Genomic DNA, 24,848 nt, shown 5'->3' on the forward strand with positions numbered 1-24,848 from the left:
GGCATTTGCGTGCCGCCTGCACCCCGGCGAGGTCATCTATCTACCCATAGGGGTTTTTGTGTCTACACCTGATGTAAGCAGCGAAGCCGGCGCGTCCGCCAAGAACGTCACGGGCAGCAGCCGCGTCAAGCGCGGCATGGCGGAGATGCTCAAGGGCGGCGTCATCATGGACGTCGTCAACGTCGAGCAGGCCCGTATCGCCGAGGATGCCGGTGCCGTGGCCGTGATGGCGCTGGAACGCGTTCCGGCCGATATCCGCGCCCAGGGCGGCGTGTCGCGCATGTCCGATCCGGACATGATCGATGCGATCATCGCGGCCGTCTCCGTGCCGGTCATGGCGAAGGCCCGGATCGGCCACTTCGTCGAGGCCCAGGTCCTGCAGTCGCTCGGTGTGGATTACATCGACGAGTCCGAGGTCCTGACCCCGGCCGACTACACCAACCACATCGACAAGTGGAATTTCACGGTTCCCTTCGTCTGCGGCGCCACCAACCTCGGTGAGGCCCTGCGCCGCATCAACGAGGGCGCGGCAATGATCCGCTCCAAGGGCGAGGCCGGCACCGGAGACGTCTCCAACGCCACCACCCACATGCGCCAGATCCGTGCCGAGATCAAGAAGCTCGCCGGCATGGCCGAGGACGAGCTCTACGTCGCCGCCAAGGAGCTGCAGGCCCCGTACGAGCTGGTCAAGGAAGTTGCCGCCTCCGGCAAGCTCCCGGTTGTCCTGTTCACCGCCGGCGGCATCGCCACCCCGGCCGACGCCGCGATGATGATGCAGCTCGGCGCCGACGGCGTGTTCGTCGGCTCCGGCATATTCAAGTCGGGCAACCCGGCCCAGCGCGCCGCCGCCGTCGTGAAGGCCACCACCTTCTTCGATGACCCCGACGAGATCGCCAAGGCCTCCCGCGGCCTCGGCGAGGCCATGGTCGGCATCAACGTGGACGAGATCCCGCAGCCGCACCGCCTCGCCGAACGCGGCTGGTGACCCCGTAGCAACACCGCTTTAACCTCGACGCCGGCCGGTCACCTTTTCAGGTGGCCGGCCGGCGTCGTTCGTTCTTCCCATCGACTGCTCCGCAACGGCCCGTCTGAGCCCCCAAAAGGGCCGTTGCGGAGCAACCAATGTGGAGTCAGTCGAGGCCGCGGCGCTTGAGCAACGGCTCGAGCTCCGCATCGCGGCCGCGGAAGGCCCGGAATGACTCCAGCGGGTCGCGGCTGTTGCCGCGGGAGAGCAGCTCGGCCCGGAAGAATTCCCCGTTGGCGCGGCTGAGGCCGCCGTTTTCTTTGAACCATTCCACGGTGTCGGCGTCCAGCACCTCGCTCCAGATGTAGGAGTAGTACCCGGCGGCATACCAGCCGCCCGCGAAGATGTGCTGGAAGTAGCCGGTCCTGTAGCGCGGCGGGATCAGGCTGTGCGCCACTCCTGCGGCGGCGAGGGCCTTCGCCTCGAACTCGAGCGCGTCGCCGGGAACTTCCGTACTGTCCAGGACGTGCCAGGCGAGGTCCAGCAGTGCCGCGCCGAGGTATTCGGTGGTGCCGAAGCCTTCGCCCCAGAGCCGGGCGGCGTTGAGTTTGTCCACCGTTTCCTGCGGCAGCGCCTCGCCGGTGGCGTGGTGCCGGGCGTAGTTGGCGAGGACCTCCGGCCACATGATCCACATTTCATTGACCTGCGAGGGGTACTCCACGAAGTCCCGCGGCACGTTCGTGCCGGAGAACCGCGGGTAGGTGACAGAGGAGAACAGGCCGTGCAGGGCGTGGCCGAACTCGTGGAAGGTGGTCCGGAGCTCGTCGAGGGTCAGGAGCGTTGGCTCGCCTGCGGGTGGCTTGGAGATGTTCAGGTTGTTGATCACCACGGGCCGGGTGTTCAGCAGCCCGGACTGTTCCACGAGGGAGTTCATCCAGGCACCGCCGCGCTTGGATTCCCGCGTGTAGTAGTCGCCCAGGAACAGGCCCAGTTCGGTGCCGTCCGAGTTCTTCACTTCCCAGACGCGGACGTCCGGGTGGTAGCCGGCGAGGTCAGTGCGTTCATCGAAGGTGATGCCGTAGAGGGCGTTGGCCGTGAAGAACACGCCGTCGTTGAGGACCCGGTCCAGCTCGAAGTAAGGGCGCAGGGCCTGCTCGTCCACGGCGTACCGTCCGCGCTTCACCTTGGCGGAATAGTACGCCCAGTCCCAGGCCTCGAGCGGGTGCCCGGCGATTTCGGCCAGCGCTTCGGCCTCGGCGTCGGCGTTCCGGACCGCGGCGGGCGCCAGCCGGTTCATCATGGCCTGCACGGCGGCGAAGTCGGGTGCGGTCTGCCCGTCCACGGTGAGCTCCGCGAAGTTGGCGAAGCCGAGCAAGCCGGCCTTCTCGGCGCGGAGCCGGACCATATCCTTCACCAGGTCCAGCACGTCGAGGCTGCCGCCTCTGCTGCCGCGGCCGATCGACGCCTCGTACAGGCGCCGGCGGACGTCCCGCTTCTCGAGGGCGGCCAGGGCCGGCTGGTTGCTGGGCTGGATGAGGGTGAGCAGGAACTTGCCCTCGTGCCCGGCGGTCCGCGCGGCTTCGGCGGCGCTGGCGACGTCGTCGGCGGGCAGGCCGGCGAGGTCGGCGGCGTCGTCCAGCAGCAGGGATGCCGACTTCATGCCTTCCTTGACGCGCTGGCCGAATTCGGTGCCGAGCCGGGCAAGCTCGGCGTTGACCTCCTTGAGCCGCTCCTGGCCGGCCCCGTCCAGCTGGATGCCGGACTGGCGGAACTCCTTGAGGTACTCGTCGACGAGCCGTGCGGATTCGGGGTCGAGGGTAGTCGGGTCCAGCGCGGCGAAGCGGTCGAAGAGCCCCCGGTTGAGATAGACGGCGTCCTCATGCGCCGAGAACAACGGGGATAGCCTGGTTTCAAGCTCGCGGATGGTGTCCGAGGCGTGGGCCGAGACCAGGGTGAAGAAGGACGCGGCGGCCCGATCCAGCAGCCGCCCGGACCGCTCCATGGCCAGGGCGGTGTTCTCGAAGGAGGCGGGCTCCGGGTTGCCCACGATCGCCTGTATCTCGGCAAGATGCTCCGCCAGGCCGGCCTCGACGGCTTCGGCGTAGTGCGCGTCTTCGATTTCCGCGAACGGGGGCAGGCCCAACGGCAGGGTGCTGGGGCTGAGCAGGGGATTGGTCATGAAATGACTCTTTCATGCAAGGCGCCGGTTCTCAACGGAAGGCGCGGTACATCCGCTCCGGCGCCTCCCTCCGGGTCGGGGTGCCGCGGCGGGTCCGGCCGTACCCAACGGCGGCCGCCGCCAACGCGTGGGACCTGTCCGGTATTGCGCATGGCGAACCTCAAGGGGCCGCAGCTCGGGCCAACCGACTATCAGGACCTTAGGCTAAGGGCTGCCAGTCCACGCTCGAGTCGGCCAGATTTATCCGGCAGAGTTTCCTGCCTGTCCGGGGATCGTCATTGCGTAACTTGGAGACGAATTCGACGCCGAGTTCGTAGCCGGGGGCGCCTCCCGGGAGTTCGATCTGTTTGATTTCCCCGAGATACGTGACTTTTACGAGGGTGACTTTTTGAGCGTGCAACTCTCCGGGCGCCGGGGTGGCGCCCGAGGCCTGCGCCATGAGCTGTTCCAGGCACCCGTTCTTTACGCGCTGCTGCACGCCCTCATCGACAGCCTGCACGGACGGCGCAGGCGTGTCCGAGGAGGAAGGCCCCGCGGCCGGCTGACTGCAGGAGGCCAAAGTCAAACAGGCCAAAAGCATTGAGCAGATTGTGGCCGTACCGGTACGATTCATCGCGCCCCCGTTGACTGTGATCCGATTCCTGATACCACCCTCGGCCAAGGCTATGCGGGCGCTGGCGTATTGGCTAGGGCGGGTCCGGATCGTGGCAGTTATGTCGTGTCGTCGGGGATTCCCGCGAGCGCCCGTGCGGCCGTGCCGCGTCCTGGTTCGCCGAAGGGAACGTCACCCACGTCCCGCTTTTGCCCTACCTAGCTCCTGCAACGCCCCAGTATTTCTGCACCCTGGCCGCCGCAGACGCCAGCAGCTTACCGCTGATGAGAATGGATTCCTCCTTCATCCCAAGGTCGTCCCACTGCGGCACCGCCCGGGTGTCCCCGCCACCGCCCAACGGCCACAGCCAGAACTTTGTTGAAGAGAACACCTCGTCGTCATTGCCGGATCCGCCTCCGCCGCCCGCCATCATCAATACCGGCCCCGTCATCGGTTCCGTTCCGTCAAACATGCCGGGACGCAGCTGGGAAGTCGTCGTCCTGCGTCCGTCGGGAAAGGCGACGCCGAACCTCAGGGCGCCTCCGCGTCCAACTGCCCCACGGATACGACGGCGGGCAGCTCATCCGACGGCGGTCCTGCCCAGACCGGCGGCACATGCTTCTGTGGGCGCGGCCGATCGGGCGGCACGGGGAGATCATCGAAGAAGGACATCTCCTCATCTTGCACCACCGTAAATACCGGCGTCCGCCGCCGCCGTTCACCAGTGAATACCGTGAACACCAGTGAATACCGTGAATAGGGAGCCCCGCGGACCGCCGTCAGCGGGGCCGGCGGGCCGCGTGTTCGCGGGCAAGGACCGCATAGGAGTCGTCCGGGGTGCCGGGCGTGAAGGTGCCGTACTTGCGTTCGACGGCGGTCCGGATCAGGAAGTCGGCCAGGGCCGGGTTCTTGGGCAGCAGCGATCCGTGCAGGTAGCTCGCCACGATGTTGCGGTGGCGGACCCCCTCCTGGCCGTCGCTGCTGTTGTTGCCGGTTCCTTTGGCGGTGGTTCCGAGCGGCTCGACGCCGGGTCCGAGGGTGGTCTGGCCGCTGTGGTTCTCGTAGCCAAGGATGCTGCCGAATTCGGGGGAGGACACGGTGACGTTCCCGATCAGCCGTTCATCGGTGCCATGGGTCTCCACATCCAGGATCCCGATCCCCGGAATGACAGAGCCCAACCGGGTCTTGAAGAATTTCCCGAAGAGCTGGTAGAGCCCGCAGATCACCAGCATGGGCGTGCCGTCCTCGGCCAGCTCCTTGAGGGTGGACTCCCGGGAGAGGAGGTCATCTTTGATGACCAGCTGCCCGCTGTCCTGCCCGCCACCGCCGACGATCAGGTCCACCTTCGAGGGGAAATCGTCGCCGACGTTGTACTCGAGCAGTTCCGGCGTGAAGCCGTGCCAGCGCAGGCGCTGCGCCAGCACCAGGGCATTGCCCCAGTCGCCGTAGATGTTCATGTCCCGCGGATACAGCTGCAGGACCCGGATGATCCCCTTGCTCGGGGCGGGGGAGCCCTCCGGCGGCAGCTCGTGCCCGTAGGACAATTCGTGCCTGGACTGGGGGGTCATGAGACCACCTCCACTGTGGTGATTTTGGACAGCTCGCGGCGGATGGCCAGCATGGCTGTGTAGGTGCAGAAGATCCGTTTCGGCTTGACCTTGCCGCCGCGGATGAAGGCGGCCAGCGCGGGCGCAATCTCGGTGTTGACGGCCCCGATGGCGACGTCGTCGTACTGCAGGCGCAGGGCCATGTCATAGGCGCGGGAGCCGCTCAGCTGGTCCACTCCGGCGTCGCGGAGGGTGTCGAACTCGACATCCCACAGCCACGACATATCGCGGCCGTCGGCGTAGTTGTCGTTGATGGCGATCATGGTGGCGTAGCCGGCCGCCGGGAAGGACTTCAGGCCCAGCCGGAAGCCGCTGGGGTTCTTGACCAGGACCAGCTCCAGCGGGAGGCCGTCGACGACGAGGCTCTCGCCGCGGCCGAACGCCGGCGCCACCTTGGCGAGTGCCTTCAGCAGCCCGTCGTTGTCGGCAACCGCCGTCTTCCCCTTGACGGTGTCCTGGCCAGCGGTGGCCCGCACCGCGATCGCGCGGGCCAGGGTCAGCGCCGCGGCGGCGTTGAAGATGTTGTAGACGCCGCGGAGCTTCATCGCCGTGGTGAGGGTGACGCCGTCGTACTCAAAGTCCGCGTCATCCGCACCGACCCGGCGCAGCACGACGTCGGCGTCCGGCCTGGCGGGGGCAGGCGGCACCGGGCTGCCGGGGGCCGCCCGCATGTCGTCATCGTTGGGGAAGGTGCTGAGCAAGGAGTCGTCCAGTCCGAAGTAGAGCACCTCGGGCCCGTTCAGGGTGCCGGCAATCCGGGCGACCCGGGGGTCTTCCCGGTTCAGGACGACCGTCCCGGTGGTCTTGGAGGCAATGTGCTGCAGCAGCTCGGCGGTCTTGTCGATCTCCCCGAAGCGGTCCAGCTGGTCGCGGAGGACGTTGAGGAGCAGGCTGTAGCGGGGACGAACCTTGTTGACGAAATGCACGGCGTGGGCCTCGTCCAGTTCCAGCACCGCGATATCGGCGTCGAGCCGGCCGCGCCAGTCGACCTCGCCCAGCAGTGCGGCAGCCACGCCGCGGGTGAAGTTGCTGCCGGTGCGGTTGGTGAAGACATTCAGGCCCTGGCTTTCCAATAGCTCCACCACCATCTTGGTGGTGGTGGTTTTGCCGTTCGTGCCGCTGACGACGGCGACCCCCAAGGGCAGCGTGGACAGTGTTCTTTGCATGAAGCCGGGGTCGATTTTTTCGACCACCAGCCCGGGGAGGGCGGAGCCTCCGCCCCTGAGCCGGGAGACCCGGCGGACGAGCTTGCCGAGCGGAACGCTGAAGTAAAACATGCTTTATAATATATCCCAGTTATATATCCCGGCAGCGGCATGGAAGCCTGACTCGCGGCGTCACCGGATGCGTCCGAGGGAAAGCACGGCGCACTATGCTGTTTGGATGACCACCCCCTCTTCTGCGCTTCCTTCCCGCGCGGGTGCAGGCCTGCGGATCGGTGTCCTGGCCCTCCAGGGCGATTTCCGCGAACACCTGCACGCCGTGGAGGCCGCCGGCGCCACCGGCATCGGTATCCGCCGTCCGTCCGAGCTTGTTGGCCTGGACGGGCTCATCATCCCGGGCGGCGAATCGACCACCATCGACAAGCTGTCGAGGATCTTCGGGCTCCGGGATCCCCTGCGCGAACGCATCCGGGCGGGCCTGCCCGTCTACGGCTCCTGCGCCGGCATGATCCTGCTGGCGGATGAGATCGCGGACCCGGCGACGGACCTGTCAGGAGCGCCGCAGCAGACGTTCGGCGGCCTGGACATCACGGTGCGCCGAAACGCCTTCGGCCGGCAGCGGGAGTCCTTCGAGACGGACCTCGAGTTCAGGGGCCTGGAGTTCAGCGCCACCGGCGACGGCGTGCCGCCCGTCCACGCGGTGTTCATCCGCGGACCGTGGGTGGAACGCGTCGGCGACGGCGTGGAGGTCCTCGCCCAGGTGGAGCCGTCCAAGGCGGGCCACCCCGAGTCCCTGGACGGGACGGCTAGAATTGTTGCAGTGCGTTCCGGCAAGCTGCTGGCCACCTCCTTCCACCCGGAAGTGACAGGGGAGAAGCGCGTGCACGAACTGTTTATTCGAATGATCAGAGGGGAAGTTTAAAGCATGTCAGGCCACTCCAAATGGGCGACGACCAAGCACAAGAAGGCCATCCTCGACAGCCGCCGGGCGAAGTCGTTCGCCAAGCTGATCAAGAACATCGAAGTCGCCGCGCGCATGGGCGGACCGGACCTTGCAGGCAACCCCGGCCTGGAACTGGCTGTCACCAAGGCCAAGAAGACCTCGGTCCCCGCTGACAACATCGACCGCGCCATCAAGCGCGGCGCCGGCCTGACCGGCGAAGTCGTGGACTACTCCGAAATCATGTACGAGGCCCGCGGCCCGCAGGGTTCGGCGCTGCTCATCGAATGCCTCACGGACAACAAGAACCGGGCCGCCTCGGAAGTCCGCCTCGCCATCTCCCGCAACGGCGGCACGATCGCCGATCCCGGCTCGGTCAGCTACCTCTTCAGCCGCAAGGGTGTCGTTTCCCTGCAGAAGAACGGCTTGACCGAGGATGATCTCCTGATGGCAGTGCTGGACGCCGGCGCCGAGGAAGTCAAGGACAACGGCGACACCTTCGAGATCCACTCCGAGCCGACCGACCTGCAGGCCATCCGCGACGCCCTCAAGGACGCCGGAATCGACTACGACACCGACGAGGCCGAGTTCGTGCCCTCCATGGAAGTGCCGCTGGACCTGGACGCCGCCAAGAAGTTCATGAAACTCGTGGATGCCCTGGAAGACCTCGACGACGTCCAGAACGTCTACAGCAACGCCGACCTCAGCGACGAAGTGCAGGCCGCACTGGAAGCCGAGTGACCCTTCGCGTCCTCGGAGTAGACCCGGGCCTCACCAGGTGCGGCATCGGCGTCGTGGACGTCGAAAAGAACCGCCGGGCCACCTTGGTGGCGTTCGGCGTCGTCGGAACCACCCCCGACGAGAGCCTGGACCAGCGCCTCCTCGTCATTGCCACCTCCATCGATGACTGGCTGGACCGCTACGAGCCAAACGTCCTCGCCGTGGAACGCGTGTTCTCCCAGCTCAACGTCAGTACCGTGATGGGGGTCGCGCAGGCCTCCGGCGTGGTGATCGCTGCCGCCGCGCGCCGCGGCATCCCGGTGGCGCTGCACACGCCGTCGGAGGTCAAGGCCGCCGTCACCGGAAGCGGCACCTCCAACAAGGACGCCGTCACCAAACTGGTGACCAAGATCCTCCGGCTGGACGCCCCGCCGCGGCCGGCGGACGCCGCCGACGCCCTGGCCCTTGCCATCACCCACGCCTGGCGGGCCGGCGGCGGGGCCGCCGTCGCGACGACGGGACCGGGCAGCCAGTCGCTGACTCCCGCCCAGCGCGCCTGGGCCGAGGCCGAGGCCAAAGCGCGCCGTGCACGCTGAATGTCCGGCCCGCTTGCTAGGGTATTCGTAGATATGTTCGGATAGCCGGTTGACGCTGGCTGTATTTCAGGAGCCCGGCTTTGATCAGTTTTCTTCGCGGAACCGTAGCGCACGTCGGCCTGTCCTCCGCCGTGATCGACCTCAACGGTGCCGGCATGAGCGTCAACGCCACGCCGCAGACCCTCAGCAGCCTGCGGCTTGGGCAGGAGGGGAAGCTGTTCACCTCGCTGATCGTGCGGGAGGATTCCCTGACCCTGTTCGGGTTCGCGAGCGACGACGAACGCGAGGTGTTCGACGTCCTGCTCAGCGTCAGCGGCGTCGGGCCGCGCCTCGCGCTGGCCGTACTGGCCGTCCACGAACCTGAAGCCATCCGGGTTGCCGCGCATTCCGGCGACGGCAAGGCGTTTACCAAGGTCCCGGGTATCGGCCCCAAGGTGGCCGGCCGGATCGTGCTGGAACTGGCCGGGAAGCTCGTGCCGCACGGGACTGCCGGCGGCACCGCGCCGGCGGTATCCGCGGAAGCCACGTGGAAGCCGCAGGTGGTCGCGGCCATGACGAGCCTGGGCTGGTCCGAAAAGGACGCCACGTCCAGCATCGACAAGTCCCTGGCCGACTCACCTGAACTGGCCGAGAACGGCAACGTCGCGGAAATCCTGCGCGCGACGCTGCGCTGGCTGGGCCAGGACGGCGCCCGCGCCGGGAACCGGGTAGGCGCGCGTGGCTGAGCCGTCGCTGATCGCCGGGGGCGAGGAGCCTGAGGAGCGGGCCATCGAGGCCGCCCTGAGGCCCAAGAACCTGCACGACTTCGTGGGCCAGCACCGGGTCCGCAAACAACTCTCCCTCGTCCTGGAAGCCTCCCGCATACGTGGCCGCAGCGCGGACCACGTCCTGCTTTCCGGGCCGCCGGGCCTGGGCAAGACCACGCTCTCCATGATCATCGCTGCCGAAATGAACGCTCCGCTGCGGATCAGCAGCGGCCCGGCCATCCAGCACGCCGGGGACCTGGCCGCCATCCTGTCCTCGCTCTCCGAGGGCGAAGTCCTCTTCCTTGACGAAATCCACCGCATGTCCCGGCCGGCCGAGGAAATGCTGTACATGGCCATGGAGGACTTCCGCGTCGACATCATTGTCGGCAAGGGCGCCGGCGCCACGGCCATCCCGCTCGAACTGCCGCCCTTCACCCTGGTCGGCGCCACCACGCGGGCCGGACTCCTGCCAGGGCCGCTCCGCGACCGCTTCGGCTTCACCGGCCACCTCGAGTTCTACTCGGTGGAGGAGTTGGAACTCGTCCTCCGCCGTTCCGCCGGTCTGCTTGATCTGCAGGTCAACTCGGCAGGTTTCAGCGAGATCGCCGGACGGTCCCGGGGGACCCCCCGCATCGCCAACCGCCTCCTCCGGCGGGTGCGGGACTGGGCGCTGGTGCACGGTATCGAGCAGATTGACGCCCGTGCAGCCTCGGCGGCCCTCGACATGTACGAGGTCGACAAGCGCGGCCTCGACCGGCTGGACCGCGCGGTCCTCGAGGCCCTGATCACCAAGTTCGGCGGGGGACCGGTGGGCCTTTCCACCCTGGCCATCGCCGTCGGCGAGGAGACGGAAACCGTCGAGACTGTTGCCGAGCCGTATCTGGTCCGCGAGGGGCTGCTGGGCCGGACACCGCGGGGGCGGATCGCCCTGGCGCCCGCGTGGACGCACCTTGGGTTCGCAGTACCTGCCGGCCTCTTCGGCCAGGACCCGCTGGAACTATTCCAGGCCGGGGGCCCGGGCGGCGATCTGGGTGAAGAAGCCGATCCGGAATGGATCAGTAACAGTCAATAGCACCAGCTAGTGCTTTTCCCTTTAGACTGGTATGACGCTCGGCACGTTCGGGTCTTTGTTTCTGCGCGCGGTATCCATCTGCCAGCCGGCTCGGAGCGAAGCGGATGTTGCCAATGACCAGCTACGCAAGTACAGAACGGAATTATCCCTGTGGATCCAATGACAATCCTCCTGTTCGTCATGCTCGGACTCTTTGTCTTCATGATGTTCCGTCGCAACAAAAAAACCAAGGAACAGGCGGTCGCGCTCCAGTCGCAGTTTGCCCCGGGTGTCGAGGTCATGACCAGCTTCGGCCTGTTCGGCCGGATCGTTGAAATCGACGAGGAAGAGAACAAGGTCCTGCTGGAACTCTCCCCGGGAAACACCGCCACCGTGCACCGGCAGGCTGTCACCAAAATCGTTGAGCCGGTTGTTGCAGCCGAGGAGCCCACGGTCGTTCCCGACGACGCCTCTTCGCTGACGATCGACAAGGCGGACAGCTCTGCTCCCGTCAACGAAGTACCGCGCAATGAAACCCCAGACGAAACCCTGCGGCGCCTCAATGACGAAGGCAAGAAAGACAGCTAGTCTGCCTATCTGAGATATCGCGCGAATTGCTGCGGTCATCCGCCGGTGTGGGCCTCACGGCCGGCACCGGCGGCTCCTCCGTAATTAAGAGAAAGATCGACAATGGCACGAACTGGCCCCAAAAACTCAGCCCGCAGGGTGCTGGTCTGGCTTGGCGTTATTCTCGCCGTCTTGACGGCTGTCCTGGCGGGCGGCACGATAGCCGGGCATGCGAGCTGGGCTCCCAAGCTCGCCTTGGACCTTGAAGGCGGCACGCAGATGATCCTGGCGCCCAAGGTTGAGGGCGGTTCGAACATCAACGAAGATCAGCTCAACCAGGCAGTGGCGATCATCCGCCAGCGCGTGGACGGCTCGGGCGTCGCAGAGGCTGAGATCAGCACGCAGTCGGGCCGCAACGTCGTGGTTAGCCTGCCAGGCACCCCTTCCAAGGAGACGCGGGCCCTGATCCAGGCATCCGCCGACATGAACTTCCGGCCGGTCCTCCAGGCCGGCGCCGGCGCGGCAGTCCCCACGGCGTCCCTGACCCCGGATGACCAGCTGCCGAAGCCGACGGCGGCGCCCGCCAACAGCAGCGACGTGAACTGGATCACCGCCGACGTCTACAAGAAGTTCGAGACGCTCGACTGCGACAAACCGTCCCAGGACAAGCAGGAACGCTCGGACCCGGCCAAGCCCCTGGTCACCTGCGAGCCGGCTACCGCCAAGTCCCCCGCGATCAAATACATTCTTGGGCCGGTTGAGGTCAAGGGGTCGAACATCAAGTCCTCCTCGTTCCAGCTGCAGCGCGGTGCCCAGGGTGCCGTGACCAACGAGTGGGCCGTGAACATCCAGTTCGACGATCAGGGCACCGCCAAGTTCAAGGAAGTCACCGAACGCCTGTACCAGTTCTACGTGGCCGGCGGAGCCCAGGGCGGCTCGGATCCCAAGGCCCAGTTCGCCATTGTCCTCGATGACCAGGTCATCTCGGCACCGCGTTCCCTTGCCGTCATCACCGACGGCCGCCCGCAGATCACCGGGGGATTCACGGAGCAGTCCGCGAAGGCCCTCTCGGACCAGCTGCGCTTCGGCGCACTGCCGATCAGCTTCGAGATCCAGAGCGAGCAGCAGATATCGGCGACCCTCGGCGGTGAGCAGCTCCGCATGGGCCTGCTGGCTGGCGTGATCGGCCTGCTGCTGGTGGTCGTCTACTCACTGTTCCAGTACCGGGCACTCGGCTTCGTCACTATTGCCTCTCTCGTGGTGGCCGGTGCACTGACCTACCTGGCCATCGCTATCCTGGGGTGGACGGAGAACTACCGCCTTTCCCTCGCCGGTGTGGCCGGCCTGATTGTGGCCATCGGCCAGACGGCGGACTCGTTCATCGTCTACTTCGAACGTATTCGCGATGAACTCCGCGAAGGCCGCGGCCTGGTCTCGGCCGTCCAGAACGGCTGGAAGCGGGCCAAGCGCACCGTCCTCGCGTCCAAGGCAGTGAACCTGCTGGCCGCGCTCGTGCTGTACTTCGTGGCCGTGGGCAACGTCCGCGGCTTCGCGTTCACGCTGGGCCTGACCGCGATCGCCGACCTCATCGTCGTCTTCATGTTCACCCACCCGACCCTGCAGGTGCTGTCCCGCACCAAGTTCTTCGGTGAAGGCCACCGGTTCTCGGGACTTGACCCCAAGCGCCTCGGCGCCGTGCCCCTGTATCGGGGCGCGGGCCGGATCCGTACGCCGGAGGACAAGCCCGCCGTCGCGGTGCGCGCCAAGAACAGTGGCGCAACGGCTGAAGCCGAGCGCCGGATGACCATTGCAGAACGCCGCCTCGCGGAAAAGCAGGAACAGGGCGAGCAGGGACAGCTCGCCGGTTCCGCCAAGAGCGCAGCCAAGGAGGGCAAGTAAATGGCCAGCTTCGCCACATTCGGTAACGAGCTTTACACGGGCAAGCGCTCGTACGACTTCGTCGGGTCCAAGAAGATCTGGTTCCTGATCGCAGCCATCGCCGTCGCACTCTCGATCCTCCTCCCGGTCGCCAAGGGCGGCTTCAACCTCGGGATCGAATTCCGCGGCGGTTCCGAGTTCACGGTCTCCAATGTGAAGACCACGGACGCGACCCTCGGGGAGAAGGCCGTCAAGGACGTCGTCGCCGGCAGCGTGCCGCGCGTCGCCAACGTCGCCGGCACCACGATGCGCATCCAGACCGACAAGCTCACCGATGATGAGACGCTCCGCATCAAGGAGGGCCTCACCACCGCCTACGGTGTCACCGACAACGAAGTGACATCCACCTTCGTCGGCCCCACCTGGGGCGCCGACGTCACCAAGCAGGCCCTGCTCGGCCTGGCCATCTTCGTCGGCCTTGCCGCCGTGCTGATGGCGCTGTACTTCCGGACCTGGAAGATGTCGCTCTCAGCGATCGCGGGCATGTTGGTGACCATGTTCATCACCGCCGGTGTTTACGCCCTGAGCGACTTCGAGGTGACGCCGTCGGCCATCATCGGCTTCCTCACGGTGCTCAGCTACTCGCTGTACGACACCGTGGTGGTGTTCGACAAGATCCGTGAAAACACGGCGGACCTGCAGGCTTCGTCCCGCCGGACCTTCGGCGAAGAGGTCAACCTGGCCGTCAACCAGACCCTGGTCAGGTCCATCAACACCATGATGGTGGCTATCCTGCCCGTCGGCGCCATTCTCTTCATCGGTGCGGGACTGTTGGGCGCCGGAACGCTGCGGGACCTCTCGCTGGCCTTGTTCGTGGGCATCCTGATCGGAACCGCCGCAACGATCTTTGTCGCCGCTCCGCTCTACGCCTGGCTGCGCCAGAGCGAACCCGATCTGGTCAAGCAGGCCAAGCGTGTGGAACAGCGGCGCGCGGAGGCGGCCGCCAAGACCGCCACGCAGGCAACGCCCGCCACGGCCTAGCCGCATCGGTCCTGTTTGCCTCGGTCCGACGGGCCGGAGAACGTCATCCGTGACGGTCTCCGGCCCGTCGCCGTATGCCGGCCGGTTATCGAAGTATCTTGCCGCGGGAATACACTTGAATAATTAACCGGTTGTGAGAGGTGCTCCATTGGAAGAACGTTCGACGCCGGTGCCGGCGGCACCTGCGGAAAAGGGCCCCGGCCAGGGTTCTCAGACTGGCCTGGTGGCTCCCGGACGCCCCGATGTTCCCGTCCCGGTCGACAACTCGGGAGCCCGGCCCACCTTCCCCGGCCGCCGCGAACGCACCAGGTCGCGCCTTGCCCGACTGACGGGGCGGGGAGCACCCGCGTACTCGCCGATCCTGGAGCCCCTGCTGCGCACCGTGCGCGCCAACAACCCCAAGGAAGACTTCGACCTCATCCAGCGCGCCTTCGTCGTGGCGGAGCGCTGCCACCGGGGCCAGAAGCGCAAGAGTGGCGACCCCTACATCACGCACCCGGTGGCTGTGGCCACCATCCTTGCCGAGCTGGGCCTCAGCGGCACGACGCTGGCGGCGGCCCTCCTGCACGACACGGTCGAGGACACCTCCTACACGCTGGGCGACCTCAAGGCCGAGTTCGGTCCGGAAGTGGCGATGCTGGTGGACGGTGTCACCAAGCTGGACAAGGTCAGCTTCGGCGAGGCCGCGCAGTCCGAAACGGTGCGCAAGATGGTCGTGGCCATGGCCAAGGACATCCGGGTGCTCATGATCAAACTCGCGGACCGGCTGCACAACGCCCGCACGTGGCGCTTCGTCTCCGCGGAGTCCTCGGCCCGTAAGGCCCGCGAAACCCTGGAGATCTTCGCGCCGCTGGCACACCGGCTCGGCATGAACACCATCAAGTGGGAACTCGAGGACCTGTCCTTCGCGGCGCTGTACCCGAAGGTCTATGAGGAAATCGTGCGCATGGTGGGGGACCGGACCCCGGAGCGCGAAAAGAACCTGAGCGTCATCCGCAACCAGATCACCGATGACCTGCGCGCGGCCAAAATCAAGGCCACGATCAGCGGCCGGCCCAAGCACTACTACTCCATCTACCAGAAGATGATCGTCCGGGACAAAGACTTCGACGACATCAATGACCTGATGGGTGTCCGGGTTCTGGTTGACTCCGTCCGGGACTGTTACGCGGCCCTGGGCGCCATGCACTCGCGCTGGAATCCCCTTCCCGGGCGGTTCAAGGACTACATCGCGATGCCCAAGTTCAACATGTACCAGTCACTGCACACCACGGTGATCGGACCTGGCGGCAAGCCGGTGGAGATCCAGATCCGCACCCACGAGATGCACCGGCGTGCCGAATACGGCGTCGCCGCCCATTGGAAGTACAAGGATCAGCCGAACCGGACGGCCGCCGGCCCCGGCAGCCCCCGCGACGGCGACATGGGCTGGCTGCGGTCCCTCGTCGACTGGCAGCAGGAGACCTCCGATCCCGGCGAATTCCTCGACTCCCTGCGCTTTGAAATCAACGCCCGCGAGGTGTTCGTCTTCACCCCCAAAGGCGAGGTCATGGCCCTGCCGGCGGGCTCCACACCGGTGGACTTCGCCTACGCCGTGCACACCGAGGTGGGCCACCGGACCATCGGCGCCAGGGTCAACGGCAAGCTGGTGCCGCTCAACAGTGAACTGAACCACGGCGACTGGGTGGAGATCTTCACCTCGAAGGCAGAAGGTGCCGGTCCCAGCCAGGACTGGCAGCACTTCGTCAAGAGCGCCCGTGCCCGCAACAAGATCAGGCAGTGGTTCAGCAAGGAACGCCGCGAAGAGGCGATTGACCGCGGCAAGGATCTGCTTACCAAGGCGATGCGCAAGCAGAACCTTCCTCTGCAGCGGCTGATGACCCACGACGCCCTCGCAACGATCGCGGAGGACTTCAAGTATGCGGACATCTCCGGTCTTTATGCAGGAGTGGGCGACGGGCACACCTCGGCCCAGTCCGTCATGGAACACCTGGTTGCGAGCCTTGGCGGGAAGGAAACCCCGGACGAAGACCTCTCCGAGGTCTCCATCCCAACCCAGGTCAGCAAGGCCCGGTACTCCGATTCCGGCGTGGTGGTCCGCGGCGTGGACGACGTCTGGGTGAAACTGGCCCGGTGCTGCACTCCGGTGCCGCCCGATCCGATCCTTGGCTTCGTCACGCGGGGCTCCGGAATCTCCGTGCACCGGACCGACTGCACCAACGTGGCCGGCCTGATGGACCAGCCGGACAGAATCGTGGAGGTGGACTGGGCCCCCACGCAGTCCAGCGTGTTCCTCGTGGAGATCCAGGTCGAAGCGCTGGACCGCAAGTCGCTGTTGTCGGACGTGACCCGGGTACTCTCCGAAAACCACGTCAACATCCTGGCGGCCAGCGTGCATACTTCCACGGACCGGGTGGCGATCTCCAAGTTTGCCTTCGAAATGGGCGACCCGAAGTACCTCAGCCATGTGCTCAGCGCGGTACGCCGCATTGACGGTGTCTTTGACGTCTACCGCACAACCGGCAACCGGCGGCGCAGCTAGCTCCCCGGCGGCGCCGGTAGCAGGGCGAGCTTTTCCAGTGCCGCCTTCTTATGCGGCACCCGAGGGCTGGCATCGACGGCGAGCCTGAGCACGCGCAACCGCACATCCAGCTCAGGGCGCGCCAGGAAGGCACCGAGAGCGGGTAGGGCACGATCCGCCTCCACGTGGAGGGCAATGTCCACCGCGGTGCGCAGCGGGCTGGAGACCATCAGGCCGCCGAGGCTCACGACGTCGAACTGGCCCAGCCGCACTTCATGGAAGGTGCAGCCGCGCGTGGACCTGAGGCTGGATATCCGCCGGTTGGCGTCCACCAGCAGCGCGAGACGGTCCGGCTCCCCGGTGCAGCCGTAGATCCACGCCGCCGTCATTCGTCCGGCCACCACCCGCTGCCGGATCGCCGGTGGGACCCCAAGGGCGGCCGCGCGGGCGCGGAGCTGCGGGCTGGAACGGGTGCCGGGCGGCAGGTACCCGCGCTGATACAGCTGCGTCAGCACGCCGTCGGACGCCATGGCCTGCAGCTCCGGCCAGGAGAACAGGGTGCCGGGGGAGTAGAGCTCGACGGGGTCAGAGCCGGGCGGCGTCGGAACCGGGCTGAGAGCGGGAGCGCGGGGCAGGAGTACCATTCAGTCATCGTGCCGCGTCGCCGGGGGAACGGAACAGGCCCCGGCCCGGTCATGTGGATAACCGAAACGGGGCCTGTTGTCAGGCTGAACGGCCGGGGCCGTCCGCATGCTTACGTGCTAGGAGAGTTCGCTGGCTGAGCGCTCCAGCTGCTCAAGCCAGGCCTGGCGTGCCTCTAGGGCCTCCTGGGCTGCCCTGATCTTGCGCTGGTCCCCGGCCTTCTCGGCCCTGGCCAGATCGTCCTTGAGCCCGGCGATGGCCGACTCCAGCTGCGTCAGCGCGCTGTCGGTGCGGGCCTTCGTCTCCGGGTTCGAACGCTTCCAGTTCTCGTCCTCGGCGTGACGGACAGCGTCCTCCACCTTCCGCAGGCCGGCCTCGACACGGCTCATGTCCACCCTCGGAACCTTGCCGGCTTCTTCCCAGCGGTCGCGGATGGACTGGAGGGCCTTCTTGGCAGCCGCGAGGTCCTTGATGGGCAGCAGTTCGGTCGCTTCCACCAGCAGGGCTTCCTTCACCACGAGGTTCGCACCATACTCCTGGTCGATCTCGTCGTTGGCTGCCTGCCTGTTGGTGAAGAAGACGTCCTGCGCGGCCCGGAAACGTGCCCACAGGGCGTCGTCGTCCTTGCGGCTGGCGCGCGGGGAGGCCTTCCAGTCGTCCATCAGGCGGCGGTACTCGCCGGCGGCGAAGCCCCAGTCGGTCGAGGAGGACAGTGCCTCGGCCTCTGAGATCAGCTTCTCCTTGGCGGCCTTGGCTGCCGAGTTATTGCTGTCCAGCTGAGAGAAGTACGCGCGGCGGTGCCGGTCGAAGACCGTGCGGGCGGCGCGGAACCGCTTCCAGAGTGCGTCTTCGTTGCTGCGGCCAAGCCGGACGCCGCTCTTCTGGGCGGTCTTCCAGCCTTCGAACAGTTCGTTCATCCGGGCACTGGAGGTTTTCCACTGGACCTGGGCCGGGTCGTGGCCTGCAATCTCCTCGGCCTCGGCCACGATGGCCTCGCGGGCAGCAAGCTCGGCGGCACGGACGGCGTCGTGTTCGGCCTTCTCGGCCTTTTCGAGCTCGCCGATCTGTGTGACAAGGGAGTCCAGGCGGGCCTCGGCCGAACGGAGGTCGCCCACCATGTTCCGCTCGGCGAGCTGCTCACGCAGGTGCGTAACGGTCTTCTGCATGTCCGTGGTGGGCGCCTTGGAGCTGACGCGCTGCTCGAGCAGGACGATCTGTGCCACGATGTCGTCGTACTTCCGGGCGAAGTAGCCCAGGGCCTCGTCGGCGCTGACGCCCGGGTACTGGCCGACAGGGTGTTCCGTGCCGTCAACGGTCAGGAACACATGGCCGTCGCCCTCGACCCGGCCCCAGCGGGCCGCTTCGGCCAGGGAGGCGGCGGAAGACACGGATGCCGGCGCGGGGGCCGGGGCGGCCGCGGACGGCTTGGCCTTGGGGCGGGCCGCGAACGCTGCCGGGGACGGCGCGGGACGGTGCGCCGGTGCGGGTCCGGGCGCCGGAGGAGCAGCGGCCTCGGCCTCGGCGGCGGGCGCGGCCTCGGTCTCTGCCTCGGCGGCGGCCGCGGCCTCAGTTTCAGGCGCGGCCTCAGCGGCGGGCGCCGGTGGAGCAGCGGCCTCGGCCTCGACGGCGGGCGCGGCCTCAGCGGCGGGCACCGGAGCAGCAGACGGCGCGGCCTCAGTTTCAGGCGCGGCCTCAGTTTCAGGCGCGGCCTCAGTTTCAGGCGCGGCCTCGGCTTCAGCCGGCTCTGTTGCCGTTTCCGCCGTCGCGCCTGTGCTGGCGTCTGTGTTCACGGCTGTGTCTGTGGCCGGGTCTACGCCTTCGCCTGAGCTTGTGCCCTCGGCAGAGGATGCCTCGGCTTCGGTTTCGTTGCCAGCTGCTGCTGACAATGTTTCGTCGGATTTCTGACTGTCTGTCACCGCTAGAAGTCTTTCGCTTGGAGGGAAATACCGGGACCGTGGCCACCAAGGCCGCGGCTGGTCACTTCAGTGAGAACGAGTCTATCGTGACTGGTTCCGCAGGTGCGCCGTCGGTGGCGTTATCACCCGGTTTGAGGCCGGCGGCCGCGATACCGGTCACCACGTCCAGGCCGGATGTCACCTTGCCCACCACCGTGTAGCCGCCGGCAGCGTCAGCCGGGATGACAGTGTCCTTGTACACGATGAAGAACTGGGTGTCGTTGCCGTTCGCGTTTCCGCCGGTCCTGGCGACTGCGATGGTTCCGGCCGGGTAGCTGTTGTCCGGCGGGGTGTTTTCCAGCGGGCCCCAGGTGTAGGCCGGATCGCTGCTGCCGTTGCCGGACTTGGAGCCGCACTGCAAGACGCCGAATGTCTCCGCCGTCGTCAGGCGGTGGCAGCTGAGGCCGTTATAGAAGTTCTGGTCCGCGAGGGACTTGAACACGGCGGCAGCCTGCGGCGCCGTGGTGCCGTCCAGCTCAATTCCCAGCGTCCCGCTGTTCAGCTTGAGCTCTCCGGTGAAGGTCTTGCCCGCGGCGGTTTCCGGCTTCGGAATGTTCTCCCCGTTGGTGGGCGAGACCGACGGCGTGGCGGACGCCGACGGGCTCTGCAGGCCCGCCTGCGCGGCCGTGAACTCCTCTTCGCTCGGGTTGGAGGAGAAAACTGTCAGCTGGAGCACGAGGGCGACGACGACAGCCGCCGTCCCGGCGCCGGCGGCCAGGAGGTTGTCGCGTTTTCGGCGCTTGTCCTGCTCCCGGCGCAGCTCGCGCTTTCCCTCCATCTGCTGGACACGCCGCTTCGCTTCGCGGGCGCTCCGTGAACTGGCCGCCAAAGGTCCTCCTGGTTGTAGGGCCGGAACCGGAACGAGCACTGGGCGCCGTCGCGGTTTCAGCAGTCGAGCTGCCCGCAGTCCTGCCATGCCCGGACGCATTAGAAGATGCAAGCGCCGAAAGCATAAACTGACTGCCGCACACAGTTTATGCACGACTGGCCGCTCCGCCGCCTATCTTCCGTACGTTTCGGGGAGAATACGGCGCAAGACGCACTGCCCGTTGTCACTGACATTGTTACTAGAGGAGAAAATCCACCATGGCACGCACCGCCTCCCTGTCCGGATTCCCCGAGTGGCTTCCCGAGGAGCGGTTGGTGGAGCTGCACGTGCTGGATACCCTGCGCCGGATTTTTGAACTCCACGGCTTCTCCTCGATCGAGACCCGCGCCGTGGAAACGGTCGGACAGCTGCTGCGCAAGGGCGAGATCGACAAAGAGGTCTACGGCCTCAGCCGGCTGCAGGACGACGACGGCGAAGCCGGGTCCGATGCCGCGAAGGCCGCCAAGGCAGACCCGCACGCCCTTGCCCTGCACTTCGACCTCACCGTGCCGTTCGCCCGCTACGTGGTGGAAAACGCCGGCTATCTCGCCTTCCCGTTCCGCCGTTACCAGATCCAGAAGGTCTGGCGCGGCGAGCGTCCCCAGGAGGGACGGGCCCGCGAGTTCACGCAGGCGGACATCGACGTCGTCGGCGACGGCGAACTGCCGTTCCGTTACGACGTCGAGATTGCGCTGGTGATCGCCGAAGCGCTCAACGCCCTTCCGATTCCCGATTTCCTGCTCCGGATCAACAACCGCAAGCTGGCTGAGGGCTTTTACACCGGCATCGGGCTCTCGGACACCGCAGGCGTGCTGCGCAGCATCGACAAGCTGGAGAAGATCGGTCCGGCCAAGGTGGCCGAGCTGCTCCAGTCTGAACTCGGGGCCACTGAGGAACAGGCGCAGGGGGCGCTGAAGCTCGCCGGCATCCGCACCGCGGATACTTCGTTCGTGGAGCAGGTCCAGGCGCTGGGCGTCAGCAACGAGCTGCTCGAGGAAGGCCTGAGCGAGTTGGAGCAGGTCATCGCCGCCGCCGTCCAGCGGGCGCCCGGCAGGGTGGTCGCGGACCTGAGCATCGCCCGCGGACTGGACTATTACACCGGCACCGTCGTGGAAACTATCCTGGTGGGCCACGAGCAGCTCGGCTCGATCTGCTCCGGCGGACGCTACGACGCGCTGGCCAGAAAGGGCAACCGCAAGTTCCCCGGCGTCGGACTCTCGATCGGCGTGACCCGGCTGGTCTCGCGGATCCTCAGCCAGGACCTCGCCAAGGCGTCGCGCTCCGTCCCCACCGCGGTGCTCGTGGCGCTCAACAGCGACGACAGCTGGGGCGCCGCGCAGGACATCGCCGCGCAGCTGCGCAGCCGCGGCATCGCCACCGAAGTCGCAGCGAAGGCGGAGAAGTTCGGCAAGCAGATCAAGTTCGCGGACCGCCGGGGCATCCCCTTCGTCTGGTTCACCGACGACGACGGAAAGCACCAGGTCAAGGACATCCGCTCGGGTGAACAGTACGATGCGGATCCGGCCGGCTGGACCCCCTCGGAGGGAGACCTGCACGTCCGCGTCATCAAGGGTTAGCGCCTGCCGGCCCTAGCCCTTGCGGAGCCGCAGGCCGCGGACCCGCAAAACAAGGAAGCGCCCGGCCACGCCGGCGGCCAGCACGGCCGCCATGCCGAGCACCGAGGCGGGTGGCAGCGTGGCGGCCAGCACCAGGCAACCGAAGAAGCCCAGGACATTGAGCCAGCGCGGGGCATGCCGCGGACGCCCGGCCAGAGTGAAAGCCGCAGCGTTCGTCACGGCGTAATAGATCAGCACACCGAAGCTGGAAAAACCGACGACGGTCAGCACGTTGGTGGTCAGCAGCAGGACGACGACGGCGGCCGCGACGGCGAGCTCCGCGACGAACGGGACGGTGTGCGCGCCGCCCACTCGGGCGAGCGGGGCTGGCAGGTCGCGTTCCCGCGCCATCGCCAGGGCGGTCCGGCCCACTCCCGTGATCAGGGCCAGCAGGGCGCCCAGGCACGCGGCCGCGGCCCCGGCCTGCACAAACGGGGCGCCTCCGCTCAACCGGGAGCTGGTGACGGCGTCGAGCAGGGGCGCCGAGGACTCCGCCAGCCGCCCGGCCGGCAGCTGCCACTGCAGCAGCACAGCCAGTCCGAAGTAGATCACGAAAGCGGCCGCCAGTGCCGCCAGGATGGCCCGCGGAATGGTGCTGGCAGGGTCCTTGACCTCCTCGCCCAGCGTGGCAATCCGGGCATACCCGGCGAAGGCGAAGAACATCAGCCCGGCCGCGGGCAGCACGCCCCACGCGCCGCCCGTCCCGCCGCTGCCCCTGGCGCCTGCCTCCAGCGCCGTTCCTGGCGCGTGCGGACCGAGGATCGAGGCCACCGCGACGAACACGAGGGTGGCCAGCACCACGGCCAGCAGGATCCGGGTCAGCAGGGCGGTCCGGGTGATGCCGAGCAGGTTGACGCCGGTGAGCACCACGACGGCGGCAACCGCCACCGGCGTGGCGTAGGCCGGTGCCAGGTAGTGCCCGAAAGTCAGGGCCATCGCCGCGCAGGACGCCGTCTTGCCAGTGACGAAACCCCAGCCCGCAATGAAGCCGGGCCACTCGCCGAGCTGGTTGCGCCCGTAGACATAGGTCCCTCCGCTCGAGGGGTATTTGGCCGCCAGCTGCGCGGAGGCGACGGCGTTGCAATAGGCGATGACGCCGGCAACGGCCACCGAGAAGGTCAGCAGCGGGCCGGCCAGGGCCGCGGCGGGGGAAAAGACCACGAAAACGCCGGCGCCCAGCATGGAGCCGAGCCCTATTGCCGTGGAATCGAACACGCCGAGGCGGCGCTGCAGCCGTTGCTGGCCTGGCCGGTCACGCGGCTGCTGGCCGGAATGGTGGCTTGCCATGGCGGGAGGGACCTTTCCAACGGGTAAACTCGAACGGGATCGTTCCCGTAGCGATCCTATAGAACACCACTTCTGTCTTCCTTCTGAAAGGTAAGCTGTGCTGCGCACACATGACCTCGGATCACTTCGCTCCGAGCACATTGGCCAAACCGTAACCCTGGCCGGCTGGGTCGGCCGGCGTCGTGATCACGGTGGCGTCGCATTCGTTGACCTGCGTGACGCTTCGGGCGTCGCCCAGGTCGTCGTCCGTGAAGAGGAAGTTTTCCACGGCCTGCGCAACGAGTACGTGCTGCAGATTATCGGCACAGTGTCCAAGCGCCCCGAGGGCAACGAGAACCCGGCGCTGCCCACCGGCGAGATCGAGGTCATGGCCGAGAAGGTCACCATCCTCAACACCTCGGACCCGTTGCCGTTCCAGATCGACGAGCACGTTGAAGTGGGCGAGGAAGCCCGCCTCAAGCACCGCTACCTGGACCTGCGCCGCCCCGGCCCCAGCCGCAACCTGCGCCTGCGCTCCGAGGCCAACCGCGTGGCCCGCGAACTGCTCCACCGGGACGGCTTCGTTGAGATCGAAACCCCCACACTCACGCGTTCGACGCCGGAAGGCGCCCGCGACTTCGTGGTTCCCGCCCGCCTCGCGCCGGGTTCCTGGTACGCGCTGCCGCAGTCCCCGCAGCTGTTCAAGCAGCTCCTGCAGGTCGGCGGTTTCGAGAAGTACTACCAGATCGCCCGCTGCTACCGCGACGAGGACTTCCGCGCGGACCGCCAGCCGGAATTCACCCAGCTGGACATCGAGGCCAGCTTCGTGGAGCAGGACGACATCATCCGCCTCGGCGAAAACATCGTCAAGGCGGTGTGGAAGCTGATCGACGTCGAAATCCCGACTCCGATCCAGCGCCTCACCTACCACGACGCCATGGCCCGCTACGGCTCGGACAAGCCGGATCTGCGCTTCGGCCTGGAGCTCACCGAGCTCACCGAATTCTTCAAGGACACCAACTTCGGCGTCTTCAAGGCACTCTACGTCGGCGCCGTCGTCATGCCGGGCGGAGCCTCCCAGGCGCGCCGGGCACTCGACGCCTGGCAGGAATGGGCCAAGCAGCGCGGAGCCAAGGGCCTGGCCTACGTCCTCTTCAAGGAAGATGGCGAATTGACCGGTCCTGTGGCCAAGAACCTCACCGACACCGAGCGTGCCGGCCTGGCCGACGCCGTCGGCGCCAAGCCCGGCGACTGCATCTTCTTCGCCGCCGGCGAGAAGACGCCGTCCCGTGCCCTGCTGGGTGCTGCCCGGGTTGAGATCGGCCACCGCACCGGACTCATCAACCCCGCGGACTGGGCGTTCTGCTGGGTCGTGGACGCGCCGATGTTCGAGCCGGCTGCGGCTGCTGTGGCTTCCGGCGACGTCGCTGTCGGCGCCGGCCAGTGGACGGCCGTGCACCACGCGTTCACCTCGCCCAAGCCCGAGTTCATGGACAGCTTCGACCAGGACCCCGAGTCGGCGTTGTCGTATGCCTATGACATCGTCTGCAACGGCAACGAAATCGGCGGCGGCTCCATCCGTATCCACGAGCGGGACGTCCAGGAGCGTGTCTTCGAGCTGATGGGCTTGGACAAGGCGGACGCCCAGACCAAGTTCGGATTCCTCCTGGAGGGCTTCAAGTTCGGCGCGCCTCCCCACGGCGGAATCGCCTTCGGCTGGGACCGCGTTGTCGCACTGCTGGCCGGTGTTGATTCCATCCGCGACGTCATCGCTTTCCCGAAGTCCGGCGGCGGCTTTGACCCGCTGACGCAGGCGCCCGCCCCGATTACGGCGCAGCAGCGCAAAGAAGCCGGCGTCGATTTCAAGCCGGAAGCCAAGAAGGCCGAATAGTCTCAATAGCTCAACGCAGGGGCTCGCCGGGAAACCGGGGCCCCT

Annotated in this window: 21 protein-coding genes; 12 read left to right on the top strand and 9 right to left on the bottom strand. The window is 67.0% G+C overall.

All coding sequences use genetic code 11. The features are described 5' to 3' along the window. The first annotated feature begins 58 nt into the window (after positions 1–58). A complete protein-coding gene (gene pdxS, locus ACQCSY_RS19335) occupies positions 59–985 on the top strand; it encodes a pyridoxal 5'-phosphate synthase lyase subunit PdxS (RefSeq protein ID WP_427131304.1) in 927 nt (308 codons plus the stop codon). 145 nt (positions 986–1,130) lie between these two features. Here pdxS and ACQCSY_RS19340 read toward each other — a convergent pair whose 3' ends face one another. From ACQCSY_RS19340 to ACQCSY_RS19360, 5 genes are all read right to left on the bottom strand, one after another. Further along, on the bottom strand, positions 1,131–3,143 hold the full coding sequence (locus ACQCSY_RS19340) for a M3 family metallopeptidase (RefSeq protein ID WP_427131306.1): 2,013 nt from the start codon (positions 3,141–3,143) through the stop codon (positions 1,131–1,133). Between the two features lie 199 nt (positions 3,144–3,342). After that, positions 3,343–3,621 carry a hypothetical protein gene (locus tag ACQCSY_RS19345; RefSeq protein ID WP_427131307.1) on the bottom strand — a complete coding sequence of 93 codons (279 nt, stop codon included), beginning with the start codon at positions 3,619–3,621 and terminating at the stop codon, positions 3,343–3,345. Between the two features lie 328 nt (positions 3,622–3,949). Next, positions 3,950–4,207, bottom strand: coding sequence for a hypothetical protein (locus ACQCSY_RS19350; RefSeq protein WP_427131309.1), 258 nt, complete (start codon positions 4,205–4,207; stop codon positions 3,950–3,952). Between the two features lie 307 nt (positions 4,208–4,514). Continuing rightward, positions 4,515–5,303, bottom strand: coding sequence for a type 1 glutamine amidotransferase (locus tag ACQCSY_RS19355; protein WP_427131310.1), 789 nt, complete (start codon positions 5,301–5,303; stop codon positions 4,515–4,517). Next, positions 5,300–6,619: a MurT ligase domain-containing protein gene (locus ACQCSY_RS19360; RefSeq protein ID WP_427131312.1), complete on the bottom strand. Its 1,320-nt coding sequence runs from the start codon at positions 6,617–6,619 to the stop codon at positions 5,300–5,302. The genes ACQCSY_RS19355 and ACQCSY_RS19360 overlap by 4 nt, the downstream gene beginning before the upstream one ends. Positions 6,620–6,725: 106 nt before the next feature. On the opposite strand from ACQCSY_RS19360, the gene pdxT reads away from it, so the two are divergent. From pdxT to ACQCSY_RS19405, 9 genes are all read left to right on the top strand, one after another. After that, positions 6,726–7,427, top strand: a complete 702-nt coding sequence (gene pdxT, locus ACQCSY_RS19365; protein WP_427131313.1) for a pyridoxal 5'-phosphate synthase glutaminase subunit PdxT — start codon at positions 6,726–6,728, stop codon at positions 7,425–7,427. Positions 7,428–7,430: 3 nt separating this feature from the next. After that, complete coding sequence (locus tag ACQCSY_RS19370) at positions 7,431–8,186, top strand: YebC/PmpR family DNA-binding transcriptional regulator (RefSeq protein WP_427131315.1); 756 nt, start codon at positions 7,431–7,433, stop codon at positions 8,184–8,186. Then, complete coding sequence (gene ruvC / locus ACQCSY_RS19375; protein WP_427131316.1) at positions 8,183–8,761, top strand: crossover junction endodeoxyribonuclease RuvC; 579 nt, start codon at positions 8,183–8,185, stop codon at positions 8,759–8,761. Before ACQCSY_RS19370 ends, ruvC begins: the two co-directional genes overlap by 4 nt. 80 nt (positions 8,762–8,841) lie before the next feature. Then, a complete protein-coding gene (gene ruvA / locus ACQCSY_RS19380) occupies positions 8,842–9,486 on the top strand; it encodes a Holliday junction branch migration protein RuvA (RefSeq protein ID WP_427131318.1) in 645 nt (214 codons plus the stop codon). After that, a complete protein-coding gene (gene ruvB, locus ACQCSY_RS19385; protein ID WP_427131319.1) occupies positions 9,479–10,579 on the top strand; it encodes a Holliday junction branch migration DNA helicase RuvB in 1,101 nt (366 codons plus the stop codon). Before ruvA ends, ruvB begins: the two co-directional genes overlap by 8 nt. Positions 10,580–10,738: 159 nt before the next feature. Beyond that, positions 10,739–11,146 carry a preprotein translocase subunit YajC gene (yajC, locus tag ACQCSY_RS19390; protein ID WP_427131320.1) on the top strand — a complete coding sequence of 136 codons (408 nt, stop codon included), beginning with the start codon at positions 10,739–10,741 and terminating at the stop codon, positions 11,144–11,146. Positions 11,147–11,248: 102 nt separating this feature from the next. Then, positions 11,249–13,024 (top strand): protein translocase subunit SecD, encoded by a 1,776-nt coding sequence (secD, locus tag ACQCSY_RS19395; RefSeq protein WP_427131322.1) that lies wholly within the window; start codon positions 11,249–11,251, stop codon positions 13,022–13,024. Next, positions 13,025–14,044, top strand: a complete 1,020-nt coding sequence (secF, locus tag ACQCSY_RS19400) for a protein translocase subunit SecF (RefSeq protein ID WP_427131324.1) — start codon at positions 13,025–13,027, stop codon at positions 14,042–14,044. Positions 14,045–14,267: 223 nt separating this feature from the next. Continuing rightward, a complete protein-coding gene (locus ACQCSY_RS19405) occupies positions 14,268–16,586 on the top strand; it encodes a RelA/SpoT family protein (protein ID WP_427131326.1) in 2,319 nt (772 codons plus the stop codon). Here the strand turns inward: ACQCSY_RS19405 and ACQCSY_RS19410 are convergent. The 3 genes from ACQCSY_RS19410 to ACQCSY_RS19420 all read right to left on the bottom strand — a co-directional run bounded on the left by ACQCSY_RS19410 (position 16,583) and on the right by ACQCSY_RS19420 (position 19,991). Next, entirely contained in the window at positions 16,583–17,209 is a 627-nt protein-coding gene (locus ACQCSY_RS19410; protein WP_427131328.1) for a hypothetical protein, read from the bottom strand. The two genes, ACQCSY_RS19405 and ACQCSY_RS19410, sit on opposite strands and share 4 nt — an antisense overlap. A 117-nt stretch (positions 17,210–17,326) precedes the next feature. After that, a complete protein-coding gene (locus tag ACQCSY_RS19415; protein WP_427131330.1) occupies positions 17,327–18,859 on the bottom strand; it encodes a DUF349 domain-containing protein in 1,533 nt (510 codons plus the stop codon). Between the two features lie 325 nt (positions 18,860–19,184). Continuing rightward, positions 19,185–19,991, bottom strand: a complete 807-nt coding sequence (locus ACQCSY_RS19420) for a peptidylprolyl isomerase (RefSeq protein ID WP_427131332.1) — start codon at positions 19,989–19,991, stop codon at positions 19,185–19,187. Positions 19,992–20,248: 257 nt separating this feature from the next. Here ACQCSY_RS19420 and hisS point away from each other — a divergent pair, with 257 nt between their 5' ends. Next, complete coding sequence (hisS, locus tag ACQCSY_RS19425) at positions 20,249–21,607, top strand: histidine--tRNA ligase (protein WP_427131334.1); 1,359 nt, start codon at positions 20,249–20,251, stop codon at positions 21,605–21,607. 12 nt (positions 21,608–21,619) lie between these two features. Here the strand turns inward: hisS and ACQCSY_RS19430 are convergent, their stop codons facing one another. Continuing rightward, positions 21,620–22,933: an APC family permease gene (locus tag ACQCSY_RS19430; protein ID WP_427131335.1), complete on the bottom strand. Its 1,314-nt coding sequence runs from the start codon at positions 22,931–22,933 to the stop codon at positions 21,620–21,622. Between the two features lie 97 nt (positions 22,934–23,030). Here ACQCSY_RS19430 and aspS point away from each other — a divergent pair, with 97 nt between their 5' ends. Continuing rightward, on the top strand, positions 23,031–24,803 hold the full coding sequence (gene aspS / locus ACQCSY_RS19435; RefSeq protein WP_427131337.1) for an aspartate--tRNA ligase: 1,773 nt from the start codon (positions 23,031–23,033) through the stop codon (positions 24,801–24,803). Positions 24,804–24,848: the final 45 nt, after the last annotated feature.

Source organism: Pseudarthrobacter sp. S9, from assembly GCF_050156545.1.
Lineage (GTDB): Bacteria > Actinomycetota > Actinomycetes > Actinomycetales > Micrococcaceae > Arthrobacter.

What these genes read in the sequence shown, in the direction of transcription:
- ACQCSY_RS19340 (WP_427131306.1), bottom strand. Translation starts at nt 3,143, where the DNA reads ATGACCAATCCCCTGCTCAGCCCCAGCACCCTGCCGTTGGGCCTGCCC.
- ACQCSY_RS19350 (WP_427131309.1), bottom strand. Translation starts at nt 4,207, where the DNA reads ATGTTTGACGGAACGGAACCGATGACGGGGCCGGTATTGATGATGGCG.
- ACQCSY_RS19355 (WP_427131310.1), bottom strand. Translation starts at nt 5,303, where the DNA reads ATGACCCCCCAGTCCAGGCACGAATTGTCCTACGGGCACGAGCTGCCG.
- ACQCSY_RS19360 (WP_427131312.1), bottom strand. Translation starts at nt 6,619, where the DNA reads ATGTTTTACTTCAGCGTTCCGCTCGGCAAGCTCGTCCGCCGGGTCTCC.
- pdxT (WP_427131313.1), top strand. Translation starts at nt 6,726, where the DNA reads ATGACCACCCCCTCTTCTGCGCTTCCTTCCCGCGCGGGTGCAGGCCTG.
- ACQCSY_RS19370 (WP_427131315.1), top strand. Translation starts at nt 7,431, where the DNA reads ATGTCAGGCCACTCCAAATGGGCGACGACCAAGCACAAGAAGGCCATC.
- yajC (WP_427131320.1), top strand. Translation starts at nt 10,739, where the DNA reads ATGACAATCCTCCTGTTCGTCATGCTCGGACTCTTTGTCTTCATGATG.
- secD (WP_427131322.1), top strand. Translation starts at nt 11,249, where the DNA reads ATGGCACGAACTGGCCCCAAAAACTCAGCCCGCAGGGTGCTGGTCTGG.
- secF (WP_427131324.1), top strand. Translation starts at nt 13,025, where the DNA reads ATGGCCAGCTTCGCCACATTCGGTAACGAGCTTTACACGGGCAAGCGC.
- ACQCSY_RS19410 (WP_427131328.1), bottom strand. Translation starts at nt 17,209, where the DNA reads ATGGTACTCCTGCCCCGCGCTCCCGCTCTCAGCCCGGTTCCGACGCCG.
- hisS (WP_427131334.1), top strand. Translation starts at nt 20,249, where the DNA reads ATGGCACGCACCGCCTCCCTGTCCGGATTCCCCGAGTGGCTTCCCGAG.
- ACQCSY_RS19430 (WP_427131335.1), bottom strand. Translation starts at nt 22,933, where the DNA reads ATGGCAAGCCACCATTCCGGCCAGCAGCCGCGTGACCGGCCAGGCCAG.